The 20,088-nt window shown below is 55.7% G+C and carries 20 protein-coding genes; 7 read left to right on the top strand and 13 right to left on the bottom strand.

Translation table 11 applies throughout. From position 1 onward, the window contains the following. Positions 1-11: 11 nt before the first annotated feature. From OGX81_RS08725 to OGX81_RS22110, 9 genes are all read right to left on the bottom strand, one after another. A complete protein-coding gene (locus OGX81_RS08725; protein ID WP_012134939.1) occupies positions 12-335 on the bottom strand; it encodes a prepilin-type N-terminal cleavage/methylation domain-containing protein in 324 nt (107 codons plus the stop codon). After that, a complete protein-coding gene (locus tag OGX81_RS08720; RefSeq protein ID WP_071257903.1) occupies positions 320-727 on the bottom strand; it encodes a DUF2509 family protein in 408 nt (135 codons plus the stop codon). The genes OGX81_RS08725 and OGX81_RS08720 overlap by 16 nt, the downstream gene beginning before the upstream one ends. After that, entirely contained in the window at positions 724-1,287 is a 564-nt protein-coding gene (locus OGX81_RS08715; protein WP_104868240.1) for a prepilin peptidase-dependent protein, read from the bottom strand. The genes OGX81_RS08720 and OGX81_RS08715 overlap by 4 nt, the downstream gene beginning before the upstream one ends. After that, complete coding sequence (locus OGX81_RS08710) at positions 1,278-1,748, bottom strand: prepilin peptidase-dependent protein (RefSeq protein WP_012134942.1); 471 nt, start codon at positions 1,746-1,748, stop codon at positions 1,278-1,280. Before OGX81_RS08710 ends, OGX81_RS08715 begins: the two co-directional genes overlap by 10 nt. A 184-nt stretch (positions 1,749-1,932) precedes the next feature. After that, positions 1,933-2,727 carry a thymidylate synthase gene (gene thyA / locus OGX81_RS08705; protein WP_012134943.1) on the bottom strand — a complete coding sequence of 265 codons (795 nt, stop codon included), beginning with the start codon at positions 2,725-2,727 and terminating at the stop codon, positions 1,933-1,935. Between the two features lie 6 nt (positions 2,728-2,733). Further along, positions 2,734-3,609, bottom strand: coding sequence for a prolipoprotein diacylglyceryl transferase (gene lgt / locus OGX81_RS08700; RefSeq protein ID WP_047461522.1), 876 nt, complete (start codon positions 3,607-3,609; stop codon positions 2,734-2,736). Between the two features lie 313 nt (positions 3,610-3,922). After that, positions 3,923-6,169 carry a phosphoenolpyruvate--protein phosphotransferase gene (ptsP, locus tag OGX81_RS08695; protein WP_012134945.1) on the bottom strand — a complete coding sequence of 749 codons (2,247 nt, stop codon included), beginning with the start codon at positions 6,167-6,169 and terminating at the stop codon, positions 3,923-3,925. Positions 6,170-6,182: 13 nt separating this feature from the next. Beyond that, positions 6,183-6,713: an RNA pyrophosphohydrolase gene (gene rppH, locus OGX81_RS08690; RefSeq protein WP_024130909.1), complete on the bottom strand. Its 531-nt coding sequence runs from the start codon at positions 6,711-6,713 to the stop codon at positions 6,183-6,185. Positions 6,714-7,064: 351 nt separating this feature from the next. Beyond that, entirely contained in the window at positions 7,065-7,211 is a 147-nt protein-coding gene (locus OGX81_RS22110) for a hypothetical protein (protein WP_047461519.1), read from the bottom strand. Positions 7,212-7,397: 186 nt separating this feature from the next. Between OGX81_RS22110 and mutH the strand changes: the two genes are divergently transcribed. The 4 genes from mutH (at position 7,398) to OGX81_RS08670 (ending at position 10,407) form a co-directional block, all read left to right on the top strand. Further along, complete coding sequence (gene mutH, locus OGX81_RS08685; RefSeq protein WP_047461516.1) at positions 7,398-8,090, top strand: DNA mismatch repair endonuclease MutH; 693 nt, start codon at positions 7,398-7,400, stop codon at positions 8,088-8,090. A 78-nt stretch (positions 8,091-8,168) separates the two neighbouring features. Next, complete coding sequence (locus OGX81_RS08680) at positions 8,169-8,882, top strand: TerC family protein (RefSeq protein WP_104868239.1); 714 nt, start codon at positions 8,169-8,171, stop codon at positions 8,880-8,882. Positions 8,883-9,028: 146 nt separating this feature from the next. Continuing rightward, entirely contained in the window at positions 9,029-9,247 is a 219-nt protein-coding gene (ygdR, locus tag OGX81_RS08675; RefSeq protein ID WP_012134951.1) for a lipoprotein YgdR, read from the top strand. 119 nt (positions 9,248-9,366) lie between these two features. Further along, positions 9,367-10,407: an NADP(H)-dependent aldo-keto reductase gene (locus OGX81_RS08670; RefSeq protein WP_047461513.1), complete on the top strand. Its 1,041-nt coding sequence runs from the start codon at positions 9,367-9,369 to the stop codon at positions 10,405-10,407. A gap of 408 nt (positions 10,408-10,815) precedes the next feature. On the opposite strand, the gene lplT is transcribed toward OGX81_RS08670, so the two are convergent. Together lplT and aas are read right to left on the bottom strand one after the other, a co-directional pair. Continuing rightward, positions 10,816-12,012 (bottom strand): lysophospholipid transporter LplT, encoded by a 1,197-nt coding sequence (gene lplT, locus OGX81_RS08665; protein ID WP_047461510.1) that lies wholly within the window; start codon positions 12,010-12,012, stop codon positions 10,816-10,818. Further along, positions 12,005-14,164, bottom strand: coding sequence for a bifunctional acyl-ACP--phospholipid O-acyltransferase/long-chain-fatty-acid--ACP ligase (gene aas / locus OGX81_RS08660; protein WP_012134954.1), 2,160 nt, complete (start codon positions 14,162-14,164; stop codon positions 12,005-12,007). The genes lplT and aas overlap by 8 nt, the downstream gene beginning before the upstream one ends. A 593-nt stretch (positions 14,165-14,757) precedes the next feature. Here aas and galR point away from each other — a divergent pair. After that, a complete protein-coding gene (galR, locus tag OGX81_RS08655) occupies positions 14,758-15,786 on the top strand; it encodes an HTH-type transcriptional regulator GalR (RefSeq protein ID WP_104868237.1) in 1,029 nt (342 codons plus the stop codon). Between the two features lie 13 nt (positions 15,787-15,799). Further along, positions 15,800-16,819 (top strand): LacI family DNA-binding transcriptional regulator, encoded by a 1,020-nt coding sequence (locus tag OGX81_RS08650; RefSeq protein ID WP_104868236.1) that lies wholly within the window; start codon positions 15,800-15,802, stop codon positions 16,817-16,819. Positions 16,820-16,997: 178 nt separating this feature from the next. Here the strand turns inward: OGX81_RS08650 and lysA are convergent, their stop codons facing one another. Next, positions 16,998-18,260 (bottom strand): diaminopimelate decarboxylase, encoded by a 1,263-nt coding sequence (lysA, locus tag OGX81_RS08645; RefSeq protein WP_104868235.1) that lies wholly within the window; start codon positions 18,258-18,260, stop codon positions 16,998-17,000. A 124-nt stretch (positions 18,261-18,384) separates the two neighbouring features. Between lysA and OGX81_RS08640 the strand changes: the two genes are divergently transcribed. Next, positions 18,385-19,320, top strand: coding sequence for a LysR family transcriptional regulator (locus OGX81_RS08640; protein WP_286487540.1), 936 nt, complete (start codon positions 18,385-18,387; stop codon positions 19,318-19,320). Here the strand turns inward: OGX81_RS08640 and OGX81_RS08635 are convergent. Then, positions 19,307-19,999, bottom strand: coding sequence for an aspartate/glutamate racemase (locus tag OGX81_RS08635; protein ID WP_049011182.1), 693 nt, complete (start codon positions 19,997-19,999; stop codon positions 19,307-19,309). The two genes, OGX81_RS08640 and OGX81_RS08635, sit on opposite strands and share 14 nt — an antisense overlap. Positions 20,000-20,088 lie beyond the last annotated feature (89 nt).

The following is a 20,088-nucleotide window of genomic DNA, read 5'->3' as shown; positions in this document are numbered from 1 at the left end:
GCAACTCCTGACTACTGACTTTTCGGGCAATGTAAGCGCGACATCTGGCCTTGCCTGCCCAAAGGGGAAATGAGTTTAACGCTGATGCTGACACATCCCGCTTGTGTTGTCTGCATTCGGTTGGCCTGCCAGCTTTCGGGAGGTGAAAATGAATACAGCGCCGTTTGCTGCCAGCCGTACCGCCAGAGCTGTTGATATTGCGCCCTGACGACAAGACTCGTCATCAACGCCCGCTGATAACCCGATAACGCGGTGACGGTTATCACCAGCAGCGCCATCGCCAGTATCACTTCCGGCAGACTAAAACCACGCTGCCTGTTCAGGGTATCTGGCATAACGCCACCTCACTCAACGGGCAAAAATCGCTCCATCCATGCGGAGAAAATACAACGCCGCTTTCCTCCCGCGCTCCCAGACGCCAGACCGATGCGCCATCATACTGCGCAATCAATAAAGCGGTGTTGTTCGCGAGCAGGCGCAGGCAAACGCGGGCATTCGGCGTGGTGTATTGCCGACACTCAACCGCAGCCTGCGCCGACCATGACTGCATCCTTCCCCATTCCAGCGCCGCCTGCGCCACCGCCTGACGCTGCAAGGCCCGGCTTTCTGTCGCCACCAGAGTGGAAAAACTCGCCTGCTGCTGGTTTGCCCCCTGAAGCAGCAGGCTGCCCAATACCAGCAGCAAAAGCACCATCGCCAGAGAAGACACACCCCGTTCACGCTTCACAGATTAAACCCGGTGACGCTGTATTGCGCCTTAACAGCGGTTTTAGAAGCCGCTTTACTGCGCCCCTGAAGAGACAGCGTCAGTACCGGCGCAAAACCGGGCATCTCCTGACGCTCAACGTTAAATACCTCAATCTGTACCGTATCGGGATCGGTCATTTTATCCCACCCTTTATCTGCGCATGATGTTGCCCCACGCAGTGTTTCCAACGTTTTATTGTTTAAACGAAACCCGGTCTGTTCGGCCTCTTTTCCCGGCGCAGTCTCCCAGCGCCCGTTATTATTGGCGTCCCACTGTACGATAACGCACTCCCCCTGCCCGGCAATCACCAGTCCTTTCCCTGTGCAGTTTCCCCGACAATATCCCGCGCGTTGCAGGTGTTTTGCCACGGTATAAGCACGCTGCCAGATCTCATCTTCCAGCAACAGCTGCCGCGTGGTCTGTAGAATCTCACGCTGTAGCGCGGGTAAAAATCGTGCCGCGCCGAGCAGTAGCATGCTGCTTATCGCCATCGCGATAAGTACCTCCAGCAGAGAAAAACCGCGCTCGTTCATCGACATGCTTCGGCCTCGCGTCCCTCACAGAGCCGGATTCGCCCCCAGGACGAAACCACCAGACGCCATTCGCCCGCGGCGTTTTTCAGGCGGATATGCCCGGCCCAGGCGGTATTGCGCAGACCAAAAAACGCCAGCGAGGGGGTGATCTCCACCATGTCTATATCGCGCCATGCTGGAATAAAGACAAACGGCGCGTCTGGCGTACAGGCACCTTGCGCCGAAGCAGCGCTGACAAAGCACCAGCCGCCGCGTTCTCTGATGACCTGAACAATGTGATCCCGGTTGTGCCAGTTCGCATCCTCACGCAGTTGCAGCAAGTAATCCCGCAGCTGGCTGGCGGTTTGCCATAACCGTTGCTGCTGTTGCCAACGCTGCCAACCATAGAGCCCTGTGGCGCTAAGGCTAACCATAAGAAGCATTGCGACCATTGTTTCAATGAGCGTATAGCCCTGTTGTTTTTTCATAGCGGCAGTATGCCGGGGGCGGAGAAAATGACGAGGCAAGAATGCAGATTATTCGGCGCGTTACGAGAAATAGTTATCGTATTACAGCACGTTGCAAAAATTCGGGAATCTGCGCCGAAGAATGGCGTACGGGATAAAAAAAACCGACGCGCAAGGGCGTCGGTTATGACAGGATGAGCTCAGGTCAGATAGCGACCGGCGCTTTAATGCCAGGATGCGGGTCGTAGCCTTCAATCTCAAAATCTTCAAAACGGTAGTCGAAGATAGAGTCAGGCTTACGTTTGATCACCAGTTTCGGCAGCGCGCGCGGTTCGCGGCTTAACTGTAGGTGCGTCTGTTCCATATGGTTGCTGTACAGGTGCGTGTCGCCGCCGGTCCAGACGAAGTCGCCCACTTCCAGGTCGCACTGTTGCGCCATCATATGCACCAGTAACGCATAGCTGGCGATATTAAACGGCAGCCCCAGGAAGACGTCGCAGGAGCGCTGATACAGCTGGCAGGAGAGCTTGCCGTCCGCAACATAGAACTGGAAGAACGCATGACACGGCGCCAGCGCCATTTTATCCAGCTCGCCGACGTTCCAGGCGGAAACAATAATACGGCGGGAGTCCGGGTCATTTTTCAACTGGTTCATGACCGTGGTGATCTGGTCAATATGGCGACCGTCCGGCGCAGGCCATGCGCGCCACTGTTTGCCATATACCGGGCCTAAATTACCGTTTTCATCGGCCCATTCGTCCCAGATCGTCACATTGTTTTCATGCAGGTAAGCGACGTTGGTATCGCCTTGCAGGAACCACAACAGCTCGTGAATGATGGAGCGTAAATGGCAGCGCTTCGTCGTCACCAGCGGAAATCCTTCCCGCAGGTTAAAACGCATCTGATGACCAAAAATGGAAAGCGTTCCGGTTCCGGTACGGTCGTTTTTCTGTGTGCCTTCATCCAGCACTTTTTGCATCAGTTCTAAATACTGTTTCATGGTTCCTCAGGAAACGTGTTGCTGTGGGCTGCGGCGGTAAGCCCAAACCATCATGATCACACCAGCGACAATCATCGGGATAGAGAGAATCTGCCCCATGCTGATGTACTGTACCCATGCGCCGGTAAACTGCGCATCCGGCTGGCGGAAGAATTCAACAATGATACGAAACGCGCCATAGCCAATCAGGAACAGGCCAGAGACAGCCCCCATCGGGCGCGACTTGCGGATAAACAGGTTAAGAATAATGAACAGCACGATACCTTCCAGCACCAGCTCATACAGCTGGGACGGGTGGCGAGGCAGAACGCCATAGGTATCAAAGATCGACTGCCACTGCGGGTTTGACGGCAACAGCGCGATATCTTCCGCGCGAGAGCCCGGGAACAGCATGGCAAACGGGAAGCTCGGATCGACACGCCCCCACAGCTCACCGTTGATAAAGTTCCCCAGACGCCCTGCGCCTAAACCAAAAGGAATCAGCGGCGCGATAAAATCGGATACCTGGAAGAAAGAACGTTTAGTGCGTCTGGCGAAGATCACCATCACCAGAATGACGCCGATCAGGCCGCCGTGGAAGGACATGCCGCCATCCCAGACGCGGAACAGATAGAGCGGATTTTCCAGGAACAGCGGGAAGTTGTAGAACAGAACGTAACCAATACGGCCACCGAGGAAAACGCCGAGAAAACCGGCATAGAGTAAGTTTTCAACTTCGTTTTTGGTCCAGCCGCTGCCCGGACGGTTTGCCCGGCGAATCGCCAGCCACATTGCAAAGACAAAACCGACCAGGTACATCATGCCGTACCAGTGCAGCGCAACGGGTCCAATTGAGAAAATGACCGGATCAAATTCCGGAAAATGCAGATAGCTACTGGTCATCTGTCACCACAAGTTCTTGTTATTTCGCTGAAAATAGACAGCAATTGATATGCGCGCCAGCCGTTCACAGGCGCTCCAAAGGAGCGAATGATAGCACAAGGGGTGCATCGGTGATGCCGGGAAGATGTAAAAGATCTGTATAGGCTATCAATGACAATCCCAGGAATGCCTGATGGCGCTTACGCTTATCAGGCCTACAAACGGCACAACACCTTTGCCTGATGGCGCTATGCTTATCAGGTCTACAGACGGCACCGTGCCGTAGGCCGGATAAGGCGCGTGCGCCGCCATCCGGCAATCAAGGGCACGGCAGTCACAACCCCCCGCGTATCAGGCCTCCCATGCCACGGCGCTCCATAAACGCCGCCACCTGATGACGCACTTCCGTCGCCATTTGCGCTTCCAGACTGCGCTGCGCCAGCGTTTGCGCGTCTTCATAATCAATGTGCCGCAGCAGGTATTTCACCCGCGCGACGGAGCGACCATTCATCGACAGATGGCGGAATCCCAGGCCTATCAGGATCGCCACGCACATCGGATCGCCCGCCATTTCACCGCATAGCCGCAAATCAAGCCCCTGTTTTTCGGCTTCCTGAGCGATCATCGCCAGCGCACGTAACATCCCCGGGTGCAGGCTGTCGTAAATACTGGCCACACGCGTATTGTTGCGATCAACCGCCAGGATGTACTGCGTCAGATCGTTGGTGCCAACGGAGATAAAATCGACCCGGTTCGCCAGTTGCGGCAGCATAAATACCATCGACGGCACTTCCAGCATGATCCCAATGCGCGGTCTGGGGATCGCGTAACCGATCATCTCTTCGACTTCACGCCCGGCACGCTCAATCAGGCGTCGCGCTTCATCCACTTCATCAATGCTGGTGACCATCGGCAGTAAAATGCTCAGGTTGCCGGTCGCGGCGTTGGCGCGCAGCATCGCGCGCACCTGGATCAGGAAGATCTCCGGTTGATCGAGCGTAATACGAATGCCGCGCCAGCCCAGGCACGGGTTTTCTTCGCTGATCGGCATATAGGGCAGTTGCTTGTCCGCGCCGACATCCAGCGTACGCAGAGTCACCGGTTTGTCGTTAAACATTTGCAGCATCCCCTGATACTGCGCCACCTGCTCTTCTTCCGAGGGGAAACCGCTTTGCAACATGAACGGAATTTCGGTGCGATAAAGCCCGATACCGTCGATACGGCTGCCCAGCTTCTCTTCATGTTCCGGGCTTAACCCTGCGTTAAGCATCACCTTAACGCGTTCGCCGCTTTTCAGATGCGCGGGCAGATTGACATCATCTTCCGCCAGCCGGCTTAGTTCATTCTCTTCGCTGATAAGCCGCTGATATTCCTGCAACAATACCGGTTCAGGATCGACCAGCAGTTCCCCGCGATAGCCATCCACCACCAGCGTGCGGTGATGAAGAACCGAAGGCTGAATATCCGCGCCCATCACGGTCGGAATACCGAGCGCGCGCACCATAATCGCCGCATGCGAGTTAGCCGCGCCGTCGCGAACCACGACGCCAGCCAGTCTGTCCTGCGGCAGTTCCGCCAGCGTGGTGGCTGAGAGTTCGTCCGCCACCAGCACAAAACGCTCGGGCCATGTGTTCGGCCCCTGAATGGTGTCATCCAGGTGGAATAACAGACGCTGGCCCAGCGCGCGTAAATCTCCGGCACGCTCTTTGAGGTAGCCATCCGTCAGGGCGGCAAACTGCTCGGCAAACTTTTCGATGACTTTTTTGACGGCCCACTCCGCCACCGCGCCTTTATCGACTTCGGCAAACAGTTCACGACGCAGTCGGGCATCAGAAAGCAGGTGTGAATACAGATCGAAGATCGCCGCCGTCTCTTTCTGCGCGCCAGCGGCAAAGCGCTTACTGTAACGACGAAATTCGTTAGCGGCCTCTTCCAGCGCGCCGGTCAGTCGCTCGCGCTCAAGCGCCGGGTCAAGGGTGGAGGCTTCATAGACCTGCTCCATCAGCGGCAACGTTGCATCCTGCCAGCCTTCCGCTATCGCCACGCCGGGCGCGGCGGGCAGCGCACGGATGCGCGTATGGCGGTATTGACCAAATAACGCGGTTAGCTGCGTCTGCGAAAGGATAGCCGCCATCTGGGTCGCCAGCGTAACGAGGAAAGACTCTTCGCTTTCATCGTACTGGCGCAGTTCACGCTGCTGTACCACCAGCACACCCAGTAGCTGGCGGCGCTGGATAATCGGCACGCCCAGAAAAGCGCGGAAACGCTCCTCTTTTACTGACGGAATGTATTTAAAGCTGGGGTGTTTCTGCGCATCGGCAAGGTTGATCGGTTCCGCCAGCCTGCCAACCAGGCCGACGATACCTTCATCAAATGCGAGTGTGACAGTACGGCCACGCGGTTTTTTTAGCCCTCGCGTCGCCATGAGGTAGTAACAACGTCGGTCGTGATCGGCCAGATAGACCGAACAGACCTCTGTATCCATCGCAAGACAGATATCAGTGACCAGAATATTCAGCGCCTCGTTAAGGCGCGGCGCACTGGCCACCTTTTCCACTATTTCGCGCAGGCGGGTGAGCATAATTTGCGTAGCTTTAACCTCTTTTACGTCGCCAGGCAGGTGCGTTTTGTGGCTTCGGCGTACTCTCCTGAAGCGCCATCACGACACTTGCGAACTCTTTCATCACCCTGCGGTAGACATCGCGTTTAAATGACACCACCTGCCTGACCGGGTACCAGTAACTTACCCAGCGCCAGCCATCAAACTCAGGGGTGCTGCTGGTTTGCATATTGATTTCCGCATCAGCGCTCATCAATTGCAGAAGAAACCATTTTTGTTTCTGGCCGATACAAACCGGCTTCGTGTCCCAACGCACCAAACGTTTCGGTAACTTGTAACGCAACCAGTTGCGAGTAGAAGCAAGTATCCGCACATCTTTACGGCTCAACCCGACTTCTTCAAACAGTTCCCGGTACATCGCTTGTTCTGCTGACTCCCCTGAATTTATCCCGCCTTGCGGGAATTGCCAGGAGTGCTGACCAAATCGCCGGGCCCACATAACCTGCCCCTGGCGATTACAAATTACGATACCTACATTTGGGCGGTAGCCATCGTCATCAATCACCGGACTACCTCAACATAAACCTTATATATGAATGATTGTTTCACACTCCAGAGAGACGGTAAACCACTCTGTTAGGCGTACGCGCTACTAATAACAATTGAATAACTCACAGCAAATAGCCGAGTTATAAACAGAGAGGTGTGTTCACAGACGATTTTATTCACCTTTTCTGTGGATATAGTTGTGAAGAAGTACGGAATTACTACGGGAAAACCCGGAACAGTCTGAATTGGGCGGCAAACACCATCAAAAAATAGCCTCGTAAATTCATAAAGTTAAATGCAAAACCTGCGACCATTCGTGCTAAATCGTGACAGCCATCACATTGAAGATCGTCAGGCTGATGAAAGATCAACCACCGTCGCTTTTATCCACAGATTGTGCCAATAAGTTAGGCACAATTTGTGTAAAAATTCGATTTTCGTCGCACGTCAAGGCTGTAAATTGAAACAGTAGTGGCGGTTTTTCACAGTTATCCCATCTTTCTGTGGATAACATGGTGTAAGATCCTGTTTATTTTCAGTGACCAGATTTGGAAAACCCATTTCTCTGTTGCGCAACTTGCAGGATCAGATCCTAAAAACCAATATAAATCATGCGATTGAACATCGCGTGTGGAAATCGTTAAACTCTGTTCATACGGTATAAAATCATTGTTCACTTTTTCGCCTAAGGTATAACGTCATGCCCGGACTCCGCCCGCTACTTTCTCCGCCAGCATCTGAAGCCCTTTTGCTTGCCCAGGCGCAGCAGCTTTCAGGTTACTCGCTGGGCGAACTGGCGGCGCTGGCCGGTTTAGTGGCCCCCAAAGATTTGAAACGGGATAAAGGCTGGATTGGCGTGCTGCTGGAGATCTGGCTCGGCGCCAGCGCCGGTAGCAAACCGGAACAAGATTTCGCCGCGCTTGGCGTGGAGCTGAAAACCATTCCCGTCGATAGCCTTGGCCGCCCGCTGGAAACCACGTTTGTCTGCGTCGCGCCGCTAACCGGCAACAGTGGCGTGACGTGGGAAACAAGTCACGTCCGCCACAAATTAAAACGCGTGTTATGGGTCCCCGTAGAGGGGGATCGCAGTATTCCGTTAGCCGATCGGCGCGTCGGTTCCCCACTGCTGTGGAGCCCAAATGAAGAAGAAGATCAGCAGCTTCGCCTCGACTGGGAAGAGTTGATGGACATGATTGTGCTGGGTCAGGTTGAGCGGATCACCGCCCGGCATGGCGAATTTTTACAACTGCGGCCAAAAGCAGCGAATGCCAAAGCCCTTACCGAAGCAATTGGCGCGCAGGGAGAGACCATTCTGACGCTGCCGCGCGGCTTTTATCTGAAAAAGAACTTCACTCGCACGCTGCTGGCCCGCCATTTCCTGTTACAGGGCTAACAGGCACAGACTGGACTTTCACCTGCCGCATTGCGCGCCTATAATTAGCGCTTCTTTTTTTTGGCAGGACTTTGTTCGATGTTATTTGCATGGGTAACCGATCCTAACGCCTGGCTCGCGCTCGGTACGCTGACGCTGCTGGAGATCGTTCTTGGGATCGACAATATTATTTTCCTCTCTCTGGTGGTGGCGAAACTTCCTACAGCGCAACGGAATCACGCCCGACGCCTTGGGCTGTCGGCGGCGATGGTGATGCGTCTGGCTTTGCTGGCTTCTATCGCCTGGGTCACACGCCTGACAAACCCACTGTTCGAGGTTTTCGGCGAAGCGATTTCCGCCCGCGATCTGATCCTGCTGCTGGGTGGGTTGTTCCTGATCTGGAAAGCCAGTAAAGAAATTCACGAATCGATTGAAGGCGAGGAAGAAGGGCTGAAAACGCGCGTCTCCTCCTTCCTGGGCGCGATTGTCCAGATCATGATGCTGGATATTATTTTCAGCCTTGACTCCGTCATCACGGCGGTGGGCCTCTCGGATCATCTGTTTATCATGATGGCGGCAGTTGTGATTGCCGTCGGCGTGATGATGTTCGCGGCGCGTCCTATCGGCGAGTTTGTTGACCGCCACCCTTCCGTAAAAATGCTGGCGCTCTCTTTCCTGATTCTGGTCGGCTTTACCCTGATTCTGGAAAGTTTCGATGTACACGTTCCGAAAGGGTACATCTACTTCGCCATGTTCTTCTCTATCGCGGTAGAGAGCCTGAACCTGATGCGCAATAAAAAGAACCCTCTCTGATTCACTCTTTCGCTCCCTGTAAGGGGAGCGAATACCCGCAATGCCGCTCCCGTTCCGCACAGTTTAAGATTTTACTGCTTTTATCAGACATAACTTCAGGTTATTACTAGACTATTATCAGACGCAGGCCACGTGAGGATAAATGGATGAAAAAATGGGCAGTTGTGATTTCCGCTGTAGGACTGGCTTTTGCTGTTTCTGGATGTAGCAGCGATTATGTAATGGCGACCAAAGATGGTCGGATGATTCTGACCGACGGTAAACCAGAAATTGACGATGATACGGGTCTGGTGAGCTACCACGATCAGCAAGGCAACGCGATGCAAATCAATCGTGACGAAGTCTCTCAGATCATTGAACGCTAATTGTTGAGGTCAGCAGCCCTGCTGGCCTTAGAATTTTCTCTTTCCCTTTTCTCTTCCCTCTGCCATTTTTATATTCCTTTGTCGGGATTTACTGACTTCATAATAAGAAGGAAACGGCTATGCACTATCACCGTATACCCCACAGCTCGCTTGAAATAAGTACACTGGGGCTGGGCACAATGACGTTTGGTGAACAAAACAGCGAAGCCGACGCACATGCACAGCTCGATTACGCCGTGGATCAGGGCATTAACCTGATCGACGTCGCCGAAATGTATCCGGTGCCTCCACGCCCGGAAACCCAGGGACTAACAGAAACCTATGTCGGTAACTGGCTTGCTAAACACGGCAGCCGTGAGAAGCTGGTTATCGCTTCCAAGGTAAGCGGCCCATCGCGTAATAACGACAGCGGAATTCGCCCCAATCAGGCGCTGGATCGTAAAAATATCCGTGAGGCCTTACACGACAGCCTCAAACGCCTGCAAACCGACTATCTGGATCTGTATCAGGTTCACTGGCCGCAGCGCCCGACCAACTGCTTCGGCAAGCTGGGCTACAGCTGGACGGATTCGGCTCCAGTTGTCACGCTGCTCGAAACGCTGGACGCGCTGACGGAGTTCCAGCGCGCGGGCAAAATTCGCTATATCGGCGTCTCTAACGAAACGGCCTTCGGCGTCATGCGCTATCTGCATCTGGCGGATAAACATGACCTGCCGCGCATTGTCACTATCCAGAACCCTTACAGCCTGCTGAACCGCAGTTATGAGGTGGGATTAGCGGAAGTCAGCCAGTATGAAGGCGTCGAGCTGCTGGCCTACTCTTGCCTGGCATTCGGTACGTTGACCGGTAAATATCTGAATGGTGCCAAACCCGCTGGCGCGCGCAACACCCTGTTTAGCCGCTTTACGCGCTACAGCGGCGAGCAGGCGCAAAAGGCGGTTGCGGCCTACGTCGACATCGCCAGACGCCACAACCTCGATCCGGCCCAGATGGCGCTGGCGTTTGTGCGTCGTCAGCCGTTCGTCGCCAGCACCCTGTTGGGCGCAACGACGATGGCGCAGTTAAAAACCAACGTTGAGAGTTTGCATCTGGAGTTAAGCGAAGAGGTGCTGGCGGAGATCGAAGCGGTACACCAGGTTTATACCTACCCGGCACCGTAATGCGCTCATCCGGCGCTTCTGCCTGATGGCGCTGCGCTTATCAGGCCTACCGACAGCACCATACTGTAGGCCGGATAAGGCGCCTGCACCGCCATCCGGCGCTTCTGCCTGATGGCGCTGCGCTTATCAGGCCTACCGACAGCCCCATATTGTAGGCCGGATAAGGCGCCTGTGCCGCCATCCGGCGTTTCTGCCTGATGGCGCTACGCTTATCAGGCCTACCGGCAGCACCATACCGTAGGCCGGATAAGGCACCTGTGCCGCCATCCGGCACCTTTGCCTGATGGCGCTGCGCTTATCAGGCCTACCGACAGCACCATACCGTAGGCCGGATAAGGCACCTGTGCCACCATCCGGCACTTCTGCCTGATGGCGCGACATTTATCAGGCCTACCGACGGCGCAACAATCACATCTGGCGGCGCTGCCAAATCCACAGCGCCGCAATCGCCAATGCAAACAGCCCGCCAAAACCAATGCCGATCGCCACGACCGGAATGCCCACCAGTACGGCCAGCGAATAGAGACCCAGCATCAACAGCATCGCGCTGTTCTCCCCCAGGTTCTGTACCGCAATCGCGTTGCCCGCGCCGACGCTTTTCTTGCCACGCTCCTGCAACAACGCATTGAGCGGCACCACGAAAAAGCCGCCCAGCACGCCAATAAGCGTCAACAGCGCATAGGCCGGAAGCAACGCGTGTTGCAAAGAAAAAATCAGCACCACCACGCCAATCAGAATACCCGCAGGCATACAACGCGCTACCGTCTCCAGCGTAACCAGCTTCGCCGCAGCGCCTGCGCCCACAACAATACCGATCGCCACCATTGCGTTCAGGTAAGTCGGCGTGGCGTTATCGGTAATTCCCAGCGCTACCGGCACCCACAGCACCAGCAGAAAACGCAGCGTGACGCCCGCGCCCCAAAAAAGGCTGGTGCCAACCAGCGAGAAACGCGTCTCCCCGTTACGCCAGAGCGACATGCAGGCGCAGAAGAAGCTGCGCACCATCTTACGCAAATGCCAGGACTGGCCTGGCCGCGCCGCCGCGAGTTTCGGAATAAAAAGGTTAGCGACAACTGCGCCCGCATAGGCCAACGCACAGGCGACCAGCGCCGCAATCACATGCCAGTCTGCCAGTACGCCGCCCGCCACCGATCCCAGCAGAATCGCGGCAATGGTGGAGGCTTCCATCAGACCATTGGCTTTCACCAGTTTGTCGCCCGTGGTCAGCTCGCCAAGAATGCCATATTTCGCCGGAGAGTAAGCCGCCGCGCCAATCCCCACCAGCGTATAGCCGACAAAGGGATTAAAACCAAAACAGATGCTCGCGGCGCCCAACAGTTTCAGGCCGTTGGCGAACATCATCACCCGACCTTTGGCAAAGCTGTCCGCCACCTGCCCGACAAAGGGGGCAAAAAGAATGTAAGCGCCTACAAACACCATTTGCAGGATCGGCTGGCTCCAGTCCGGGTAGAACTGCGCCTTCAGCAGCGCCAGCGTCGCGAACAACAGCGCGTTATCGCCAAACGCAGAGAGAAACTGCGCGGCGATAACCGACATCATCCCTTTCGACCAGATCGAGGTGTTAGTATGTACTGACTCACGCATGTTGTTTTTCCGGTTCATCAACCCAGCTTTTCAGCGTCACAAAGTCCGGCTTGCCGCTGCCCAGTAACGGAAGTTGTTTCAGATAGCGGATATCACGCGGTACGGCAAGTTCAGGAATGCCGTGTGTGCGGGCATATTGCAGCAGGCTTTCACGCGTCAGCTCGCCGTCTGTCGTGAACAGCACCAGCGCTTCGCCTTTGCTGGCGTCGCTTTTAATCGCCGTGGCGTGCATTTTATCTGGCGAGACGCCCAGCGCCAGCTGTTCGACCATCTCCAGCGAAACCATCTCTCCGGCGATTTTCGCAAAGCGCTTCGCTCGCCCCTGGATCTGCACAAAACCGTTTTCATCGAAACGCACAATATCGCCCGTGTCGTACCAGCCCTGTTCAACGTCGCCCAGCGCATTTTCCGCCGCAGGCGCTTCCAGCACGCCCGGTTTTTCAACCCGCAGGTAGCCGTTCATGATATTAGGCCCTTTGAGTTGCAGACGCCCGCCGTCATCAATGCCCGGAACCGCCAGCAAGCGCGCATCCATGCCTGGCAAAATGCGCCCAACGGTGCCCGGCTTAGCCGCCATAGGTACGTTAATCGACACGACCGGCGCGCATTCGGTCACGCCGTAACCTTCCAGAACGCGCAGGCCGAATTTGTCCTGCCAGAGCTGTCGGGTGCTGTCCTGCAATTTTTCCGCGCCGGCGACGACATAGCGCAGACGATAGAAGTCATACGGGTTGGCAAACCGCGCGTAGTTGCCCAGAAACGTCGACGTGCCAAACAGCACCGTGCAGTTCCGGTCATAGACCAGTTCCGGCACAATGCGATAGTGCAACGGGCTGGGATAGAGAAACACCTCAGCGCCGGTCAGCAGCGGCGTCAACAGGCCGACGGTCAGACCGAAGGAGTGGAACAGCGGCAGCGCTGACATAAAGCGGTCGTTCGCCGTGAAATCGGCAATGGTTTTTATCTGCTCAACGTTCGCCAGAAGGCTTTTATGGCTGTGCACCACGCCTTTCGGGTGCCCTTCCGAACCGGATGTAAAGAGGATCATTGCCGCCTCTTCCGGCCGCTGTTTGACCTGCGCCAGGCGCGGCATCAGCAGATGCGCAAAAATCCAGAGCTTATCGGCGAGCGTCACATCAGCTTTTAAATCTTCGAGATAAATCCAGCGAACCTGCGTCAGTTGCTCCGGCAGATGCCAGAGTTTGCCTTTCTCAAGAAACTGACGGGAGGTGAATACGGTTTTGATCTCCGCAGCGGTAATGGCGCTGGTCAACCCTTTCACACCCGCCGTGTAGTTCATCATCGCCGGGATACGGCCACGAGAAACCGCGCCAAAGATGACGGCGGCGCTGATGGCCGCGTTTGGCAGCATCAGGCCGATGTTTTCGCCCTGCGCGCTGTATTTTTCCAGAATGCGGCCGACAAACAGCGTTTTTGTCAGCAATTTGCGATAAGTGTCCGGCGTGAAGTTAATATCTTCAACACAGTTTTTACCCGCCCCGTAGCGGTACTGCGCAGCTAACAGTGATTCATACAGCGTTTCACGCGGGCGCACCGCCATGCGCGCTTCCATCATAATTTGATGCAGCATTTCTCCGGCCAGTTTGCGGCGCTCGCGCGCTCGCGGCGCCTCCGGCATCGGCAGATGGGTAGGCGGCAGGATATGCAGGTGAATGCGCGGGAAAAAGCGCTGTTTTACCAGACCTTTCAGGCGGCTAAAGTGCGTAAGCTCTGCGCCTTCAATACGAACCGGCACCACCGTTGCGCCAGACTTCGCCGCCACAAACCCGGCGCCGTCGTAGATTTTCATCAACGAACCGCTAACCGAAATTCGCCCTTCCGGGAAGATAACCACCGGGCGGCCCTGCTCTACCAGGCGTACCAGGTGCTTAATCGCCATCGGCTTCGTCGGGTCGAGCGGCACAAAATCAATCAGCGACTTTAACCAGCGCATGTACCATTGCTGGCTGATAGAGGAATAGACCGCGAAAACAGGGCGAACCGGTAAAAACAGGGCGAGTAAAATACCGTCGATAAAAGAGACATGGTTTGGCGTGATCAGGATGCGCTCACCCTGTAGCGCCCTGGCATCCCCGGTGACGCGTACACGATAAAGCACGCGGAACAGGTTGCGAAAAAATCCAAAAAGCATGTCAACTCCCTTTGCTCACAGTTCGGTAAAGATGCATGGTTGCAGATTATACGAGATGGGGAACAGGCGCGACAGGTAAATGGAAGGACGAAAAAAAACCTGCGCATCCGCGCAGGTTGGTGCAAGAGACAGGTACGAAGAGCGTACCGAATAATCTCACCAATCAATACCTCTGGGATCTTGATTGTGGTCTCCGGCGACGCTGCGCGCCACCAGCAAAACGCAAAGGAATGAACACAAATGCAACGAGTTGTGTAAATTATCGGTTACTGTTACAGATTGGTGTAAGCGCAAAAAAAAACCTGCACATGATGCGCAGGTTGGTGTAATTCTTGTGATCAACCCGAAAGCTGATTTCACCTATCAATACCTCTGGGATCTCAACTCTAGCAATCCGCCCGACGCCCTCACCAGCGAACAATCGCAACAGCGCTTCGCAAAGTGTAACCAAAGGTTTGCATTCTCCCTTTTCTGTCTTACTTCCCCGGCGTGCGCTCACATTTGCGCGTTCCCGTCAGGCAATCTGCTTGAACAGATAGCCATTTTCCGTAACACTGACGAAATGTAAGCGTTTACCCACTATAGGTACTGTCATGGCGACCATAAAGGATGTAGCCCGACTGGCTGGTGTTTCAGTCGCCACCGTTTCTCGCGTTATTAATGATTCCCCGAAAGCCAGCGAAGCATCCCGCCTCGCGGTCACCAGCGCGATGGAGTCGCTCAGCTATCACCCCAACGCCAATGCGCGAGCGCTGGCGCAGCAATCCACGGAGACAATTGGTTTAGTCGTGGGGGATGTCTCCGACCCTTTCTTTGGCGCGATGGTTAAAGCGGTCGAGCAGGTGGCCTACCACACCGGTAATTTCTTACTGATTGGCAACGGCTACCATAATGAACAAAAAGAGCATCAGGCGATTGAACAACTGATCCGCCATCGTTGCGCGGCGTTAGTCGTACACGCCAAGATGATCCCGGACGCGGATCTGGCGTCATTAATGAAACAGATGCCCGGCATGGTGCTGATTAACCGCATCCTGCCTGGGTTTGAGCAGCGCTGCGTGGCGTTAGATGACCGTTACGGCGCCTGGCTGGCAACGCGTCATTTAATTCAGCAGGGCCATACCCGCATCGGCTATATCTGTTCCAACCATTCGATTTCTGATGCGGAAGACCGGCTCAAGGGTTATTACGACGCGCTGGAAGAGAGCCATATTCCGGCTAACGACAGGCTGGTCACATTTGGTGAACCGGATGAGAGCGGCGGTGAACAGGCAATGACCGAACTGTTAGGTCGCGGAAGAAACTTCACGGCGATCGCTTGTTACAACGATTCGATGGCCGCAGGCGCAATGGGCGTATTAAACGACAACGGTATTGACGTGCCGGGCGAAATTTCACTGATTGGTTTCGATGATGTGCTGGTCTCGCGCTACGTGCGTCCACGTCTGACCACGGTACGCTACCCGATCGTGACCATGGCGACCCAGGCCGCCGAACTGGCGCTCGCGCTGGCGGAAAAACGGCCTGTACCCGAAATCACCCATGTCTTTAGCCCTACTCTGGTACGCCGGCATTCCGTTTCGACGCCGTCGGAAACCGGGAGTTCTTCGTCAAACGATTAATCAGGATAGCGTCATGACAACAATGCTGGATGTTTCACGTCGCGCGGGCGTATCAAAAGCGACGGTTTCTCGCGTGCTGAACGGAACGGGACAGGTGAAAGAGAGCACGCGCCAGAAAGTCTTCAAAGCGATGCAGGCGTTAGATTACCGACCCAATTTTTTGGCGCGATCGCTGGCGAACCGCACCAGTAACAGCATTGGGCTTGTTGTCTCGACCTTTGACGGATTTTACTTCGGGCGTTTGCTGCAACAGGCGTCACGCCAGACGGAGTCGCACGGTAAGCAGCTTATCGTGACCGATGGCCATGACACGCCGGAACGCGAGCAAGAGGCGGTGCAGATGCTGGCCGACAGGCAGTGCGACGCGATCATTCTCTATACCCGCTATATGAGCGAAAAAACGATCATCTCGTTGATTAATACCATAGAGACGCCGCTGGTCGTGATCAACCGCGATGTCAGTCTGGCCCGCGATCGCGCCATATTCTTTGAACAGGAAGATGCCGCGTTTCAGGTGGTGGATTACCTGATCTCACAAGGCCATCGGGATATCGCCTGCATTACCGTACCGAATCACACGCCAACGGGAAAATCCCGTCTGACGGGCTACCGCAAGGCGCTGGAGAAAAACGGGATCGCCTGGGACCCGGCGAAAGTGAAATACGGCGACTCCAGCATGACACGCGGGTACGAAGCGTGCCGTGAACTGCTGGAGGAAGGGATCGCCTTTACCGCGCTCTTTGCCTGTAACGACGATATGGCGCTTGGCGCATCAAAGGCGCTGCATCAAGCCGGGCTGCGGATACCGCAGGATATTTCGCTGTTTGGCTTCGATGACGCGCCCAGCGCGAAGTGGCTGGAACCGGCGCTGTCCACCGTTTATCTGCCGATCGACAGTATGATCACCACCGCAATCGATCAGGCGATTCGGCTGGCGAGCGGCGAAGAGCTGGAGCCGATCCCGCCGTTTACAGGAACATTAGTGCTGCGTGATTCAGTGACCACCGGGCCATTTTTTCAGTCGGATTGCTGATGGTTTGCCGGATGGCGGCGCAAGCGCCTTATCCGGCCTACGATATTGCGCCGTCTGTAGGCCTGATAAGCATAGCGCCATCAGGCAAAGACGCCTTATCCGGCCTGTGATATAGCACCGTCTGTAGGCCTGATAAGCGTAGCGCCATCAGGCAAAGGAACCTTATCCAGCCTGCCGGTTAAAAAACTTCCAGCGCCAGCAACTCTTCAATCGTCTGGCGGCGGCGAATCAATCGCGCTTTACCATTATCAAACAGCACTTCCGGCAGCAGCGGTCGGCTGTTGTAATTTGATGACATGGACGCGCCGTACGCGCCGGTATCGTGCAGAACCAGGTAATCCCCCGGTGCTACCGCAGGCAGCGCACGCGTTTCCACGTTACCGCCTTCCTGCTGTGTAAAGACATCGCCAGATTCACACAACGGCCCCGCCACCACGGTGTCCAGCAGCGGCGCATGTTCAAGCGAGCGACCGTCCGCCGCCAGCGCCGTAATATGATGATAGCTGCCGTACATTGCCGGGCGCATCAGGTCGTTGAAACCGGCATCCACCAGCACAAAATGACGGCGCCCCATCTCTTTCACGCTGCGTACCTGCGTCACCAGCACGCCGGATTGCGCCACCAGAAAACGTCCCGGCTCAATTTCCAGCTTCACCTGATGCCCCAGATGGCGAGCGATTTGCTCGCGGGCGGCGTTCCACAGTCCGAAGTAATGCTGCGTATCGACCGCCTCTTCTCCCTCGTGATAAGGGATCGACAGCCCGCCTCCCGCCGAAATCGCCTCCAGATCCTGCCCAAAATCGATAACCTGGCGCACCATCGCGCCGCATACCTGCTCCAGATGACCGTAATCAACGCCGGAACCAATGTGCATGTGAACCCCGACAAGCTGAAGCCGATGGCGCTGCATCACCGCCAGCGCGGCAGGCAGATCGGTATGCCAGATGCCGTGTTTGCTGTTCTCGCCGCCGGTATTGGTTTTCTGGCTGTGCCCGTGACCAAAACCGGGATTGATACGCAGCCAGACGCGATGACCCGGCGAAACCTGCCCCAGCTGATCCAGCATATCCACCGACCCGGCATTCACCGGAATGCGCAGTTCGCTGACGCGGGCCAGCGTGGCGGCGTCAATGACATCAGCCGTGAAGACAATATCATCAGGATGGTTTTGCGGATCGTATCCCGCCGCCAGCGCGCGCTCAATTTCACCCAGCGAAACGGAATCCACCTTTACGCCCTGCTCACGCATCAGGCGTAAAATATGAATATTTGAGCAGGCCTTTTGCGCAAAGCGCACCACATCAAACTGTTGCAAGGCCGCGATCTGACAGCGAATAATCTGCGCGTCATAGACCCATACCGGGCAGCCGAATTCCGCCGGTAGTCTGAGCAGATTTTCAGCGTTGAGGTCAGTATCAGTGCAATTCAGTGAATGTGGCATAGCAGGCTCCGGGCAAGACATTTTTTATGATTACGCCACAAACTGAAGGGAATAAAAAATATCGTTTTATGGCGAGTCTATGCAAAAATGATATGGATGATATCCACTGAGGGGAAAGCCAACGATGGCAGCCGTGAACCTGCGCCACATTGAAATCTTTCATGCCGTGATGACCGCCGGAAACCTGACCGAAGCGGCGCGCCTGCTGCATACCTCGCAGCCCACCGTTAGCCGGGAGCTGGCGCGGTTCGAAAAAGTATTGGGGCTTAAACTGTTTGAGCGCACGCGCGGACGCCTGCACCCAACGGTGCAAGGATTACGGCTATTCGAAGAGGTGCAGCGTTCCTGGTATGGGCTGGATCGCATTGTAAACGCGGCAGAGAGCTTGCGTGAATTCCGCCAGGGCGAGCTGTCGATTGTCTGCCTGCCCGTTTTCTCCCAGTCCTTTTTACCCACGCTGCTGCAACCGTTTCTCGTCCGCTATCCTGATGTCAGCCTGAACATCGTGCCGCAGGAGTCGCCGCTGCTGGAAGAGTGGCTTTCCGCTCAACGCCACGACCTCGGCCTGACGGAGACGTTGCATACCCCGGCAGGCACCGAACGCACCGCGTTGTTGACGCTAAATGAAGTGTGCGTGCTGCCGCCCGGCCACCCGCTGGCGACCAAATCCGTGCTGACGCCGGGCGACTTTCAGGGAGAGAATTACATCAGCCTGTCGCGCACCGACAGCTATCGCCAGCTGCTGGATGCGCTGTTTAACGAACACCAGGTTAAACGCCGGATGATCGTGGAAACCCACAGCGCGGCGTCGGTTTGCGCGATGGTGCGCGCGGGCGCCGGGCTCTCGGTGGTTAACCCGCTCACCGCGCTGGATTATGCCGCCAGCGGAGTGATCGTACGGCGGTTCAGTGTCGACGTTCCGTTTACCGTCAGTCTGATCCGCCCGCTGCACCGGCCATCATCCGCGCTGGTGGATGCGTTCAGTGAGCACCTGCAAACCAGCCTTCCGCGTCTTGTCGATCCGCTGGAGGCCATTCTGGAGCCGGTTACGAAAGCATAAACTCCACGGCGTCAGCCGCATGGATCGCCGCAGTATCAAACACCGGCAGCGCGCTCTGCGCTTCCGGCACCAGCAACCCAATCTCGGTACAGCCGAAAATCACGCCCTGAGCGCCCTGCGCCGCCAGACGTTCGATCACCTGCAAATAATACTGGCGGGAGCGTTCGCTAAACTCGCCGAGGCACAGTTCGTCAAAGATTATCTGGTTGATCTGCGCGCGGTCGTCAGTTTCCGGCACCAGGGTTTCAATCGCAAACCGCTGCTCCAGACGCCCGCGATAAAAATCCTGCTCCATCGTGTAGCGCGTCCCCAGTAGCGCCACGCGCGTCATGTTTTTGCGCACAATCGCCCGCCCTGTCGCATCCGCAATATGTAAAAACGGCAGTGAACAGCGCGACTCAATCGTCTCCGCCACTTTATGCATGGTATTAGTACACAGCACTATCGCTTCTGCGCCCGCCTGCTGCAAACCCAGTGCGGCCTGCGCCAGAATATCTCCCGTTTTATCCCACTCGCCCTGGCGCTGACACTCTTCAATTTCATGGAAATCAACGCTATGCAGCAACAGGCTGGCGGAATGCAAACCACCCAGGCGTGCTTTGATTCCTTCATTAATCAAACGGTAATAGGGGATCGTCGATTCCCAACTCATGCCGCCCAGCAGTCCAATCGTTTTCATTACCTTCTCCTTCTCACCTTGATGACAGCAGTGAAGCAAACTTGTGATCAAGTTTCCAGTTCATTTGGTCTGCCATTTTCTTTTTCCCC

The sequence above is a fragment of the Citrobacter sp. CK206 genome, assembly GCF_030333125.1.
GTDB lineage: Bacteria > Pseudomonadota > Gammaproteobacteria > Enterobacterales > Enterobacteriaceae > Citrobacter_B > Citrobacter_B koseri.
Note: the sequence above shows the minus strand (reverse complement) of the source record. Positions and strands in the feature narration are given on the sequence as shown.

What these genes read in the sequence shown, in the direction of transcription:
- OGX81_RS08725 (WP_012134939.1), bottom strand. Translation starts at nt 335, where the DNA reads ATGCCAGATACCCTGAACAGGCAGCGTGGTTTTAGTCTGCCGGAAGTG.
- OGX81_RS08715 (WP_104868240.1), bottom strand. Translation starts at nt 1,287, where the DNA reads ATGTCGATGAACGAGCGCGGTTTTTCTCTGCTGGAGGTACTTATCGCG.
- OGX81_RS08710 (WP_012134942.1), bottom strand. Translation starts at nt 1,748, where the DNA reads ATGAAAAAACAACAGGGCTATACGCTCATTGAAACAATGGTCGCAATG.
- thyA (WP_012134943.1), bottom strand. Translation starts at nt 2,727, where the DNA reads ATGAAACAGTATTTAGAACTGATGCAAAAAGTGCTGGATGAAGGCACA.
- lgt (WP_047461522.1), bottom strand. Translation starts at nt 3,609, where the DNA reads ATGACCAGTAGCTATCTGCATTTTCCGGAATTTGATCCGGTCATTTTC.
- ptsP (WP_012134945.1), bottom strand. Translation starts at nt 6,169, where the DNA reads ATGCTCACCCGCCTGCGCGAAATAGTGGAAAAGGTGGCCAGTGCGCCG.
- OGX81_RS22110 (WP_047461519.1), bottom strand. Translation starts at nt 7,211, where the DNA reads ATGTTATCCACAGAAAGATGGGATAACTGTGAAAAACCGCCACTACTG.
- mutH (WP_047461516.1), top strand. Translation starts at nt 7,398, where the DNA reads ATGCCCGGACTCCGCCCGCTACTTTCTCCGCCAGCATCTGAAGCCCTT.
- OGX81_RS08680 (WP_104868239.1), top strand. Translation starts at nt 8,169, where the DNA reads ATGTTATTTGCATGGGTAACCGATCCTAACGCCTGGCTCGCGCTCGGT.
- ygdR (WP_012134951.1), top strand. Translation starts at nt 9,029, where the DNA reads ATGAAAAAATGGGCAGTTGTGATTTCCGCTGTAGGACTGGCTTTTGCT.
- OGX81_RS08670 (WP_047461513.1), top strand. Translation starts at nt 9,367, where the DNA reads ATGCACTATCACCGTATACCCCACAGCTCGCTTGAAATAAGTACACTG.
- lplT (WP_047461510.1), bottom strand. Translation starts at nt 12,012, where the DNA reads ATGCGTGAGTCAGTACATACTAACACCTCGATCTGGTCGAAAGGGATG.
- aas (WP_012134954.1), bottom strand. Translation starts at nt 14,164, where the DNA reads ATGCTTTTTGGATTTTTTCGCAACCTGTTCCGCGTGCTTTATCGTGTA.
- galR (WP_104868237.1), top strand. Translation starts at nt 14,758, where the DNA reads ATGGCGACCATAAAGGATGTAGCCCGACTGGCTGGTGTTTCAGTCGCC.
- OGX81_RS08650 (WP_104868236.1), top strand. Translation starts at nt 15,800, where the DNA reads ATGACAACAATGCTGGATGTTTCACGTCGCGCGGGCGTATCAAAAGCG.
- lysA (WP_104868235.1), bottom strand. Translation starts at nt 18,260, where the DNA reads ATGCCACATTCACTGAATTGCACTGATACTGACCTCAACGCTGAAAAT.
- OGX81_RS08640 (WP_286487540.1), top strand. Translation starts at nt 18,385, where the DNA reads ATGGCAGCCGTGAACCTGCGCCACATTGAAATCTTTCATGCCGTGATG.
- OGX81_RS08635 (WP_049011182.1), bottom strand. Translation starts at nt 19,999, where the DNA reads ATGAAAACGATTGGACTGCTGGGCGGCATGAGTTGGGAATCGACGATC.